Source organism: Fusibacter sp. 3D3 (genome assembly GCF_001748365.1).
Taxonomy (GTDB): Bacteria; Bacillota; Clostridia; order Peptostreptococcales; family Acidaminobacteraceae; genus Fusibacter_A.
In genome coordinates, this window is sequence record NZ_BDHH01000007.1 from 92,950 (window position 1) to 105,400 (window position 12,451).

The following is a 12,451-nucleotide window of genomic DNA, read 5'->3' on the forward strand; positions in this document are numbered from 1 at the left end:
GATGAATATTAAAAATTTTACAAATGGGTTGTTTAAAGAAAACCCAATATTTGTTCAGTTGTTGGGCATGTGTCCAACACTTGCAGTGACAACGTCATCGATTAATGGTGTGGGTATGGGACTTGCGACAACAGCGGTTCTTGTTTGTTCCAATATGGCGATCTCACTGCTCAGAAATGTGATTCCTGCTAAAGTGAGGATTCCTGCATTTGTTGTTACGATTGCTACGTTTGTTTCAATAGTGGGGATGCTTATGGAGGGTTTTGTACCCGCATTATTCAATTCGCTGGGTCTATTTATTCCGTTGATCGTCGTTAACTGTATTATTTTAGCAAGAGCAGAATCTTTTGCATCTAAAAATGGTGTAGCAGATTCAATGTTAGATGGTTTAGGCATGGGCTTAGGCTTTACGCTTGCTTTGACTGTATTAGGGAGTGTTAGGGAATTATTTGGAAATGGAAGTATCTTTGGATTAACCATTTTCGGGGCGGCTTATAAACCAGCATTAATTATGATATTGCCTCCTGGTGCTTTCTTAGCACTTGGAATATTACTTGCAATTTATAATCAAGTGCAAATGAAAAAGGCGAGATAAGGAGGGGTTGTCATGGAACATGCAAGTTTATTTGTCATAATGGTCAGTGCGATCCTAGTGAACAACTTTGTCCTTTCAAGATTTTTAGGAATCTGTCCATTTTTAGGGGTTTCTAAGCAAGTTGAGACGGCTTTTGGTATGGGTATGGCGGTGACATTCGTTATGACCTTAGCTGGGATATTGACCTACTTTGTGCAATATTTTATTTTAGTGCCACTACACTATGAGTATTTACAAACAGTGGCTTTTATTTTGGTAATTGCATCACTTGTACAATTTGTTGAGATCGTTTTGCAGAAGATGAGTCCAACACTTTATCAAGCACTGGGTGTATTCTTACCACTGATTACAACGAATTGTGCGGTTCTTGGACTTGCACTTTTAAACATTCAGTACAAATTTGGTTTAATTCAAACTGTTGTCCATTCGTTTTTTGCCGCTATCGGTTTTTCTTTAGCAATTGTACTGTTTGCAGGGATTAGAGAAAAAATCGAAATTTCAGACGTACCGTTGCCTTTTAAAGGGTTCCCAGTTGCATTAATAACAGCAAGTTTAATGTCAATTGCCTTTTTAGGGTTTACGGGTTTGGTTTAGGAAAGGGTGAATGACAATGGATATAATGAGTATATTAGTTGCCGCAGGTATATTGGGCGTTATGGGGCTTTTATTTGGAATAGGGCTTGCATTTGCCTCCCAAAAATTTGCTGTTGAGATTGATCCAAGAGTTGTCGCTGTAAGAGAAGTGGTTCCAGGTGCAAACTGCGGTGCTTGTGGTTACCCAGGTTGTGATGGCTTTTCAAATGCAGTCGTCAAAGGCATTGCACCTGTGAATGGTTGTCCTGTAGGTGGTGCTGAATGTGCTAAAAACATTGCAAGTATCATGGGACTTGATGCAGGAGACTCTATAAAGCAAGTAGCAAAGGTGCTTTGTAAAGGTGATGAAGATAAGTGTTCTAATAGATTCGATTATGAAGGTTTTGATAGTTGTGTCGCTGCAAACATGTTAAACGGCGGACCTAAAAGTTGTCTATATGGTTGTATGGGGCTTGGTACCTGTGTTCAGGTATGTCCTTTCGATGCGATTCATATCAATAGCAAGGGCCTTGCAGAAGTAGATCCAGAAAAATGTACAGCATGTAATAAATGTATTGATGCCTGTCCAAAAGATGTGATTACGCTTGTGCCATATGGTCAGCTTACAGTGGTGGATTGTAACAATAAAGATAAAGGCCCTATGGTTAAGAAAAACTGTAGTGTCGCTTGTATCGCATGTGGCATTTGTGAAAAGAATTGTCCTTTTGATGCGATTCATGTGGTTAACAATTTAGCGGTTATCGATTATGACAAATGTACAAACTGTATGGTATGTGTTGAAAAATGCCCAACAAAAGCAATTGAAGGCGATTTATCAAAGCGTAAAAAGGCATCTATTATTGATGATAAATGTATCGGCTGTACAATTTGTGCCAAAAATTGCCCAGTGGATGCGATCACAGGTGAACTTAAAAAAGTACACGAAATTGATCAGTCCAAGTGTATTGGCTGTGGTGTTTGTGAAGCAAAATGTCCGAAGGATGCTATTGAAATGAAATAGACATCTATAGGACCTCATCGAAATGAATAATAAGCTGGCTCGCAAATGAGTCAGCTTATTTTATGGGCAAAATATGACTTTTAAGGGTTAACGGATATGATCTTAAATCATTGAATATTTAATAAAAGTCATTTTTATAAGTGGGCATTTATCTTGTATTTATTTTCACATAATGCTAAACTAAAATAGAAATATGCTAGATACAAATGTAAAAATATGGTATACTAGAGGTGACTATGAAAGTTAAAAGTAATGATGGTTTAATTCTACTTCTGTTAATATTGACAGGTGCAATAATTGGAAGTATCATCGGATCAGCATTAGGTGATGTTTTCCCCATTTTAAATTATGGAAAAGCTATAGGCGTTGAGCCGTTTTTATTAGATTTAAGTGTTATAACACTTACTTTTGGGTTTAAGCTGACTCTAAATATATCGGGTATAATTGGCATAGTCTTAGCCTTTATATTATACAGAAAATTATGAGGCTCATATTAGCTTCTTCATCACCTAGGCGTTCTGAATTATTAGAGATGTTAAAAGTCTCCTTTGAAATAATGCCTAGTAGTATGGATGAAAAAACCACATTTTACGAAAAACCAGAACAAATCGTCATGGGTTTATCCTTTGAAAAAACCTATCAAGTGGCTCAGCTAGAACCAGATGCGATTATCATTGGGAGTGACACAATTGTCTATCTCAATGAAGTTTTGGGAAAACCAGAAGATAAAGCGGAAGCCTATAGGATGTTGCGAAAACTCAGTGGAAAGACACATGATGTTTATACCGGAATTGCAGTGATCTGTGAGTCCCAAAAAATTAAGCGTGTAGATTATGTGAAGACAAAAGTTGATTTTAAAGACTTAAGTGAAGCTGAGATTAATGCATATATTGAAACGGGTGAGCCACTGGATAAAGCAGGTGCTTATGCAATTCAAGGGCAAGGCGCTTTATTAGTAAATCAGATACAAGGGGATTATTTCAGTGTGATGGGATTGCCGCTCTCAAAGTTAAATCAGATCATGATCGATGATTTTCGAATAAATCTATTGACGAAAGAGGGGCTATAGCATATGATTAAGGAATTGCCTTTGGAAGAAAGACCAAGAGAGAAAATGATGATGTATGGTGAGCAAGCGCTGTCTAACGCAGAACTAATCGCCATTATACTCAGAACGGGTACGGCTAAAAAATCCGCCATTGACATTGCACACAAACTCATAGAGCGGTGCACAGTGGATTTTTCAGATTTAAACCAATTATCTTTAGAAGAACTTTGCGAGATTGAGGGCATTGGTCCTTCTAAAGCTTGTCAGATTTTATCCAGTTTGGAGCTTGGACGTCGCATACAAAGGTCAAATTTCAAATCGAAGACAAAAGTGACTTCACCTGATACGATTTATACTTTTTTTAAAAGTGAAATTGGGCATGAAAAGGTTGAAAAATTTATAGTGGTGCTTTTGAATACTAAAAACGAAATCATTAAATGGGAAATTATTTCTGTTGGAAGTTTAAATGCTTCAATTGTACATCCAAGAGAAGTTTTCAATAAAGCGATTAAAAAAAATGCTGCTGCAATCATTGCTGTTCACAATCATCCCTCGGGACATGTATCGCCGAGTCAAGAAGATTTGAATATTACATTGAGACTTAAAGAAGCGGGCAGAATAGTAGGAATAAATTTAATTGATCATATCATCATTGGGCATGAAACTTATTATAGCTTTAAAGAAAATGATCAATTGTAATTGCGCTGAAATTATGAAATGTGAAAGGAAATTTAAAAATGAGATTTGGATTATTTTATAAGCAGTTAGGAATTGATTTAGGGACAGCAAATACTTTAGTATGTGTTAAAGGCAAAGGGATTGTCGTTAGAGAGTCTTCTGTTGTTGCCATTAATGACAAAGGGCAAGTGCTGGCAGTAGGTAAAGAAGCAAAGGACATGATTGGTAAAACACCTGGGCAGATCAGAGCGATACGACCTCTTAAAGATGGTGTTATTGCAGATTTTGATATTACACAAAAAATGATCAGATACTTTATCAATAAAGCGGTTCCCAATATGAATTTTCTTACAGGTGCTAAAGTCGTTGTGGGAATTCCATCACAAGTTACTGAAGTTGAAAAGAGAGCCGTTTATGAGGCATCATTATCTGCTGGTGCAAAAGATGCTTTCTTGATAGAAGAACCAATGGCTGCAGCTATTGGCGCGGACCTTCCAATCACTGAACCAACGGGCAGTATGATCGTGGATATCGGCGGTGGTACAACTGAAATTGCCGTTATTTCTCTAGGGGGCATTGTTACAAGTCGGTCTATTAGAATTGCCGGAGATGAGCTTGATGACTCCATTATCAATTATGTGCGTAAAAAATACAGTTTAATGATTGGTGAAAGAACTGCTGAAAATATAAAAATGAGTATAGCCTGTGCGCTTATTCCTGCAATTGAACGCACAATAGAAGTAACGGGTAGAAATTTAGTAACAGGACTTCCGAATACTTTGATTTTGCATTCAAGTGAAATATACGAAGCGATTAGAGAACCCATTCAAGCAATCGTTGAAGGTGTTAAATCAACCCTTGAAAAGACACCACCTGAACTTGCATCTGATATCTATCAATCTGGTATTGTTTTGGCTGGTGGCGGTGCACTCCTTACGGATTTGGATAAACTTATCAAAAAAGAAACGGGAATGCCTGTTAGAATTGCTGAAAATCCTTTAGATTGTGTTGCAATTGGTACAAGCAAGGCAGTTGAAAGTTTTAATGAGTTAAAAGAAGTTTTTATATCCTCTAGATCTCTTTAATCCATATTGGTGATCTCATGAATGAACGATATAAAAAAGTGATTGTTGTTTTAATGGGCATCATTCTACTCGTTCTGATGGCAATTTCTTTTGGCGGCAGAGAACGCATAACTTTTATAGAAAGTCAGTTAGGCACTGTTCTTTCTCCTATACAAAGATTTCTGAGTGGAATCGGAAATTTTGTAGATGAGAAGACAGAGCCTATTATTAATGTTCTAAACTACAAGACTTTGAATGAAGATTTAACGCTTGAAAATGAAAGTTTAAAAGAGCAAATCGTGACTTTGACACTTCAGCAGAAAGAACTCAAAGAACTTGAGGATTTGAGTCAATCAATGAATTATATCAATCGATTTGGGATAGAGGACTATGTGGCGTGTAATGTGACTTCAAAGGACATTGGCAATTGGTTTAATATGTTTACCATTGATGCGGGTTCTAATCAAGGAATCAAAAAGAATAGTACGGTGATCAACGGCAGTGGTCTTGTGGGACTGGTATATGAAGTCGGTGACAATTGGTCCAAAGTTATATCTATTATTGATCACAAATCTGCGGTAGGGTTTGAAATGCTAAGGGTTACAGATGATTATGATGGTATATTAAATGGAACTTCAAATTATGAACTTGTTGGTGAATTATATGATCCTAAAGCAGTTGTCAATGTAAATGATTATATTGTCACATCGGGATTAGGGATGTACCCAAAAGGAATTTTAATTGGAAGAATTTACGAAGTAATGGATGATAAAGATTTGTTTTTGAAAAAAATAAAAGTCGTTCCAGCCGTTAATTTTAAAAAGATCAATAAAGTTATGATCATTCCTTATCATGAACAGACTGAAACTACTGAACAGACTGAACCCCCTGAACAGACTGAACCCCCTGAACAGACTGAACCCCCTGAAACTACCGAAACAGACGGAGTGAATGAATAGATGAAATACCGATATGTAATCTTAATTGGCCTAGCAAACTTTATATTGATGAGTACAATATTTCAAATTTTTAGAATAAATGATGCGTTGCCTAATTTTTGTATTATTTTATCTATTGTTTTTGTAGCGCTGGTCTCGGATAAACATGCCTATGTTTATGTGGTGACTTATGGGGCGTTACAGGATATTTTCCTTGGAAAAATTCTTGGGATCAATATTTTAATTTATATTTTGATTGTATTTCTTATCATTCGACTTGAACGTGTGATGTTTAAAGGCAATTTTTTAACGCCAGTTTTTTTAATTGCATTTGGAACGATTTTTTATCACATGGTTTTTTATATAATGATGTTTTTCCTACAATCTACCATTCCACTTTCGCTTTTAATTGTAAAAATAGCAACCGAGATTGTTTACAATAGTATTTTAGGGTTGATTTTTTATGCAGTGATCTTCAAGAAATTAAACGGGTATAAATTAGGTGATTTTAATGCTTAAGCTTATTTTTAATCGAAAAAATCAAATTATAATTTTTTTCGTCATTGTCTTTTCGCTACTGGGTTATAGGCTCTATATGCTCACGATAGTTGACGGTGAAATGTACTATAGTAAGTCTATTAATAACCGCATTAAGCAGATTGAAACCTATGCCAAAAGAGGCGATATATACGATCGAAATGGTGAAGTTTTAGCGACGAGCAATGTTGGATTTGTTTTAAAGCTCAATAGCGGTGTTATTCCAGCAGAGGATTTTACCACTTATGCGATCGGGTTATATGATTTTTTAGAAGAGGCTGAGGAAAGCCATATTGAGTTTCCTATTATATTTAAAAATGGGGAATATCGATATGTTTATGACGATAACATTAAAAAGTGGAAAGAAGTCAACGGCTATGATCAAAGTATGACCGCTGCTGATATTTTTAGAGAAGTTAGAAGTCGAAATTATTTGGACACAAGCTTAAGTGATTATGAAGCTTTTAAAATCTTATACAATCAAGGGAAATACGTGCCAATTTCAACTTCTAAAATGAAATTTTTGGATGAAATATATAAGAGTACGTTTTTAAAAATGTATGGGGTTGATGAGGGCGCCACTGCAAAAGAGGCATTTGAGCGCATCAGAAAACGAACGGATTTTAAAATTTCGGCTGAATTGCCCGATGAGGATGCTTATAAAGTTTTGGTGTTTAGGCATGCCATAAAGGAAAAAGGCTATTATAAGTATGAACCTATTGTTATTGCGCCTTCTATTAAGCATGAAACGACTGTGAAAATTCAAGAAAAAGGATTTGAGTTTCCTGGGACATCAGTTTCATACGAATCCATAAGAACTTATCCAAACGGTTCAACTGCAGCTCATATATTGGGTTATATGGGGAAAATATCAACGGAATCAGAAACCTCAAAATTTGTGACTCAAAACAAATACAACCCAAATCAAGTGATTGGAAAAGTTGGCATCGAAGGCAACTATGAACTTGATTTGCATGGCGAAAATGGTTATAAATACATTGAAGTAGATGTCTATGGGAAGTATGTACAAGATGTAGATGAGAAAGCTTATGGTCTTGAAGCTAAAAACGCTACTTCTGGAGATGAAATTTATTTGACAATTGATCTCAGTTTGCAGAAGACTTTAGAAGCAAGCCTAGAGAAAGCTTTAAAAGGAATTCAAAAAGGTGGTAAATTTGAAAGTCCGTGGGGAGACTATGATTATGGTGACGCATTTCCACAGGCTGAAACAGGTGCCGCAGTTGCTGTCAATGTCAATACTGGAGAAATTCTTGCCATGGCAAGTTACCCTTCTTATGATATCAATTTGTTTTCAACGGGCATTAGTCAAGAGGATTGGAATTCTTTAAACCCAGTCAACACGAGAAATCCTCTTGCAGCTCGGCCACTGTTTAACACGGCAACAATGATGGCTACACAACCAGGTTCCATCTATAAAATGATCACTGGATTCGCAGCCATGGAGCAAGGTCTAGATCCGTATCTAAAATTATATGATAACGGCTATGTAGAAGTTGGAAATCAAAGATATGCTTGTTGGATGTGGAATGATTACAGAGCAAGGCATGGATTGGTTGACATGCTTAGAGCAATTGAGGTTTCCTGTAACTACTATTTTTTTGATGTTGCCACAGGAAAGGATTTTTATAAAAACAAACCTTTAAATTACACGATTACACCACAAATTATTGTGGACGAATCTAAAAAATTCGGATTGGATGAACCCACAGGTATAGAAATTGGCGAATCTTCTTTTGGTATTCCAGATCCGGATAAGAAAAAAAGAACGATTAAAATTCTGTTGAGCCGTCATCTGAAAAATATTTCTAAAAATTATTTTTCAGATGATATTTCGAAAGATCCAGAAAAATTGCAGGCAGTAATAGATGAAATTGTATCGTGGGCGGATGAAAATCCCTCTAGAGGTGATATCATTCAAAAATTGATTGATATGGGTGCAAATTCAGATTACTATGTTACTGAAAAATTGGCAGATATCATCAAATATGATTATTTTAATTTAATGAAATGGTATGAAGGGGATACACTCAACCTTTCCATAGGACAGGGAGATCATACCTATACGCCAGTTCAAATGGCAAGGTATATTGCAGCGCTTGCCAACGGCGGGTATTTGAAAGAATTATCTGTTGTTAAAAAAGTGGGCGACGAAAGTATTGTTAAAAATCGAGAGGAACAAGTTTCCTTTGATACTCATGGGTATATTGATATCTTGCAAGAGGGCATGTTGAGAGTTTCCAAAGGTTCTGAAGGGACAGCTCGAAAGATATTTGGCACATTCCCAATTGATGTTGCTGCGAAGACCGGAACGGCTGAAAAGGAAGGTTTAATTCCACCACTGGATGAAATTCAATATTTATCTGAGTATTTGTCAGCCTTTGCACCGCGTCTTGAGCTAGCAGATGTTGAAAATCGAACCATTGAAATCATTAAAGAGAGAAGTGAAGAACTTTCAAAACTCGAAAAATCAAAAGATGAAGAAACCGATGAAGCGATCAGACTTGAAAAAGAAGAAAAGCTCAATTTGCTCATTGCGAGAGATTATCTCAATAAAGGAGATGCCATGAGAGCTGCTATTAAAGAGCTTTCTGGTGATATGTTAACGGATGAAGAAATCAACCAATATAGATTGCCTTATGATAACTATTCTTGGTTTGTTTCTTTTGCCCCTTTTGACGATCCTGAACTCGCAGTGGTGGTCGTAATTCCTCAAGGGGGCCATGGTGCGTACGGTGCCCCTGTTGCGCGAGATGTTTTTGCAGATTATTTTAAATTATCAGTGCCTGAAGAACCAGAAAAATAAGGGAATAGGCATATATTTTATTTAATTTATTGAAGTAAATGTTAAAATGCTATAAAATATAAGTTGATATAGTCTGGTGGTGATAGATATTTATGAAAGGCCCTGTCGAATTTAAAGGCAAATTAAATGGTCTATTTATGGTTGTAGACGAAAATGCTGATTTTGATAAAGTATTGATTTATTTAAAACAGCTTCTCGTCAAAAAAGGTGATTTTTATAAAGGGACAAGAATCATTGGTTTGAATGGTGTGGTTTATAGTTATAAACAAAAATCTGCTATTGAAGATGTTATTCTTGAAGCAGGCCTTTATGTTGAAAGTTTAGAACCTTATGATGATCAAAAGAAACGTCAGAAACCATCTATTATCGTCAATGAAGCTGATCTGGATAAAATGGAAACCCCAAAAGTGGAAGTACAAGAGTTTGAAGAAAAGCCCGAGGTCCCTAAACGGGTTGCTGAGGAGATTGTTCAAACGATTAATAACAGCAATCTGACGCCTAATGTGAAATGCGATACCAAATTCGTCTATGGCACTCTAAGATCGGGTAGAAGTGTGGAATTTCCAGGTAATGTTATTGTTATAGGAGATGTAAATCCTGGGGCAGAAATTGTTGCAGAGGGCAATGTGGTGGTTATGGGCAAATTGCTAGGTTTTGTGCATGCTGGTTCTGCGGGTAATGATGAGGCGATCGTTATTTCGAATATACTCAAACCCACACAAATAAGAATTTCAAAATTCATTTCGGTACCACCGAATGATGATGAATCTGCTTATAGCATGATTCCAGAAAAGGCTTATGTCAGTGAAGGTCTCATTAAAATAGAGAAGTGTCATTAAGGGTTAGGATCTTAAACTAGATTTGGAGGGTTATATATGGGAGAATCAATCGTTATTACTTCTGGTAAAGGTGGCGTTGGTAAAACAACGACTACTGCGAATATTGGTGCAGCGCTTGCACTAGAAGGTAAGAAAGTCTGTGTTATTGATGCAGATATCGGTCTTCGAAACTTAGATATTGTTTTAGGATTAGAAAATAGAATTGTATACGATATAGTAGATGTTGTAACAGGTGTTTGTCGCGCAAAACAAGCATTGATAAAAGACAAAAGGTTTGATAATTTATGTCTTTTACCAGCGGCACAGACTAAAGATAAAAATTCTGTTACGCCAGCACAAATGAAAGAACTCATCGATGATTTGAAGAAAACTTTTGATTTTGTCATCGTTGACTGCCCAGCAGGTATTGAACAAGGGTTTAAAAATGCCATCGCAGGTGCAGATCGTGCAATCGTTGTAACGACTCCAGAAGTATCTGCTGTTAGAGATGCGGATCGAATTATTGGACTTTTGGAAGCTGCTGAAGTTCATGATCCTAGATTGATTGTCAACAGACTTAGAGTAGATATGGTCAAACGCGGTGAAATGATGACTGTTGAAGATATTGAAGATATACTTGCTATAGAACTTATCGGCGTTGTCCCTGACGATGAAGAAGTTGTCATGAGTACCAACAGAGGTGAACCTACCGTCTTTAAAAACAATTCGCTTTCAGGAACGGCTTTCAAAAATGTTGCAAAGAGAATTATTGGAGAAGAAGTCCCATTTTTACAATTTGACGTTCAAGAAAACTTTTTTGAAAAATTAAAAAGAGCATTCTCATTTGGAAAGTAAGGAGGGGAAGACATGTTTGACTTATTTGGATTCTTAAATACTAAAGCAACAAGCAAGGATGTGGCAAAAGAAAGACTAAAGCTTGTATTAGTGCATGATAGAACGAATTGTTCACCTGAACTTTTAGAACTTTTAAAAGCAGACATACTTTCTTCTATATCTGAACATGTGGAGTACGATCTTTCAACTTTAGATATTAAAATTACGAGAACAAGAGATGATTCATCTGGCAGACCTGTTCTAGTTGCAAGTATTCCGATCAAAAATATGAAAAGATAAGATTTGGGTCCTTTTTAGGACCTTTTTTTCAGTTGTAAATTCACTTGGTTTATAAATCTCAGAGGTGCAAATTGAATTTAAAAAAAGCCATTACAAACTTCGATTATTTACTGATGGCCATTATTTTGATCATTTTTTCAATTGGAGTAGTTGCTATTGCAAGTGCTACTAATGTTCAAATAGATGGCATTACACGACAATTTAAAATGCAGCTTATATCATTTGCCATAGGCATTGTGATTGTCATCTTAATGCAGCTTATCGACTATGAGATTTTTGGAGAATTTTATTTAAGTCTATTCTTTATATCGATCGCTGTTTTGCTTCTCGTCTATGTACCTGGCCTTGGTGTTATCCGTAACGGTGCAAGAAGTTGGATTCAAATTGGGCCTATAGACATTCAAACGAGCGAACTTGCAAAGATCGGATATATCATCTTTTTCTCAAAATTTCTCGAAAAAAATCACGGTGTGAGAACTTTTGTAGATATTGTGAAATGTGGTCTAATCTTATCCCCGTTCCTTGTATTGGTGCTCAAGCAACCTGATCTTGGCTCGGGACTCGTTTTTGTACTTATTACTTTTGGAATGATGTTTGTCAACGGCTTAAAGTACAGATACATCGCACTAGGCGGGGCACTTTCTGCTGTGGCATTACCAGTGATCTATAAATTACTCAAGTCGCATCAAAAAGAGAGGATAGATGCTTTTTTGAATCCTGAGGATTTAACATTGCCTGGAAATTATCATGTGATGCAATCTAAAATAACAATAGGTTCTGGCCAAATGTATGGTAAAGGCATTTTTCAGGGCGTCTATCATAGGCTGGACTATTTGCCCGTTCAAGAGAGCGACTTCATATTTGCTGTTTTCACAGAAGAAGCTGGATTTGTCGGCGGACTTGGACTTATATTTTTGTATTTTATGTTTTTGATCCGGCTTTTGATTTTAAGTTATAAAGCAAAAGATGAATTCGGTTCCAATATAATTGTGGGTATTATCTTTATGTTTGCCTTTCAAATCATTGAAAATATTGGGATGACCATGGGTGTAATGCCTGTTACAGGTATAACATTGCCGTTTTTCAGCTATGGCGCCTCGTCCATCGTAACCAGTATGATTGCGATCGGATTAGTAGAAACCATTTATGTTAGACGTAAAAAGGGAACCTTTATGTATTAATTTATAAGGCCTTAGTATAAATATTTATAAGTTCTAGGAG

At 36.4% G+C, this 12,451-nt stretch carries 14 protein-coding genes; all 14 read left to right on the plus strand.

What is annotated here, in order from left to right; translation table 11 throughout:
- Nucleotide 1 precedes the first annotated feature (1 nt).
- The 14 genes from rsxE (at nt 2) to rodA (ending at nt 12,411) form a co-directional block, all read left to right on the plus strand.
- Nucleotides 2-595, plus strand: coding sequence for an electron transport complex subunit RsxE (rsxE, locus tag F3D3_RS09900; protein WP_069873489.1), 594 nt, complete (start codon nt 2-4; stop codon nt 593-595).
- Nucleotides 596-607: 12 nt separating this feature from the next.
- Nucleotides 608-1,189, plus strand: coding sequence for an electron transport complex subunit RsxA (gene rsxA, locus F3D3_RS09905; protein WP_069873490.1), 582 nt, complete (start codon nt 608-610; stop codon nt 1,187-1,189).
- Between the two features lie 16 nt (nt 1,190-1,205).
- Nucleotides 1,206-2,189, plus strand: a complete 984-nt coding sequence (locus F3D3_RS09910) for an RnfABCDGE type electron transport complex subunit B (protein ID WP_139132061.1) — start codon at nt 1,206-1,208, stop codon at nt 2,187-2,189.
- 236 nt (nt 2,190-2,425) lie between these two features.
- Nucleotides 2,426-2,674 (plus strand): DUF4321 domain-containing protein, encoded by a 249-nt coding sequence (locus F3D3_RS09915; RefSeq protein ID WP_069873492.1) that lies wholly within the window; start codon nt 2,426-2,428, stop codon nt 2,672-2,674.
- The gene (locus F3D3_RS09920) at nt 2,671-3,258 is read left to right on the plus strand and encodes a nucleoside triphosphate pyrophosphatase (RefSeq protein ID WP_069873494.1); all 588 of its coding nucleotides are present in this window, start codon (nt 2,671-2,673) and stop codon (nt 3,256-3,258) included. The genes F3D3_RS09915 and F3D3_RS09920 overlap by 4 nt, the downstream gene beginning before the upstream one ends.
- Before the next feature lie 3 nt (nt 3,259-3,261).
- On the plus strand, nt 3,262-3,936 hold the full coding sequence (gene radC, locus F3D3_RS09925; RefSeq protein WP_069873496.1) for a DNA repair protein RadC: 675 nt from the start codon (nt 3,262-3,264) through the stop codon (nt 3,934-3,936).
- Nucleotides 3,937-3,974: 38 nt separating this feature from the next.
- Nucleotides 3,975-5,000: a rod shape-determining protein gene (locus tag F3D3_RS09930; RefSeq protein WP_069873499.1), complete on the plus strand. Its 1,026-nt coding sequence runs from the start codon at nt 3,975-3,977 to the stop codon at nt 4,998-5,000.
- A 17-nt stretch (nt 5,001-5,017) separates the two neighbouring features.
- Entirely contained in the window at nt 5,018-5,938 is a 921-nt protein-coding gene (mreC, locus tag F3D3_RS09935; RefSeq protein WP_069873500.1) for a rod shape-determining protein MreC, read from the plus strand.
- The gene (gene mreD / locus F3D3_RS09940) at nt 5,939-6,436 is read left to right on the plus strand and encodes a rod shape-determining protein MreD (protein WP_069873502.1); all 498 of its coding nucleotides are present in this window, start codon (nt 5,939-5,941) and stop codon (nt 6,434-6,436) included.
- On the plus strand, nt 6,429-9,278 hold the full coding sequence (locus F3D3_RS09945; protein ID WP_069873504.1) for a penicillin-binding transpeptidase domain-containing protein: 2,850 nt from the start codon (nt 6,429-6,431) through the stop codon (nt 9,276-9,278). Before mreD ends, F3D3_RS09945 begins: the two co-directional genes overlap by 8 nt.
- 92 nt (nt 9,279-9,370) lie before the next feature.
- Nucleotides 9,371-10,117, plus strand: a complete 747-nt coding sequence (gene minC / locus F3D3_RS09950; RefSeq protein WP_069873506.1) for a septum site-determining protein MinC — start codon at nt 9,371-9,373, stop codon at nt 10,115-10,117.
- 36 nt (nt 10,118-10,153) lie between these two features.
- On the plus strand, nt 10,154-10,951 hold the full coding sequence (gene minD / locus F3D3_RS09955; protein WP_069873508.1) for a septum site-determining protein MinD: 798 nt from the start codon (nt 10,154-10,156) through the stop codon (nt 10,949-10,951).
- A gap of 12 nt (nt 10,952-10,963) precedes the next feature.
- Nucleotides 10,964-11,230: a cell division topological specificity factor MinE gene (gene minE / locus F3D3_RS09960; RefSeq protein WP_069873510.1), complete on the plus strand. Its 267-nt coding sequence runs from the start codon at nt 10,964-10,966 to the stop codon at nt 11,228-11,230.
- A gap of 71 nt (nt 11,231-11,301) precedes the next feature.
- Nucleotides 11,302-12,411 carry a rod shape-determining protein RodA gene (rodA, locus tag F3D3_RS09965; protein WP_084388937.1) on the plus strand — a complete coding sequence of 370 codons (1,110 nt, stop codon included), beginning with the start codon at nt 11,302-11,304 and terminating at the stop codon, nt 12,409-12,411.
- The last annotated feature ends 40 nt before the right edge of the window (nt 12,412-12,451 follow it).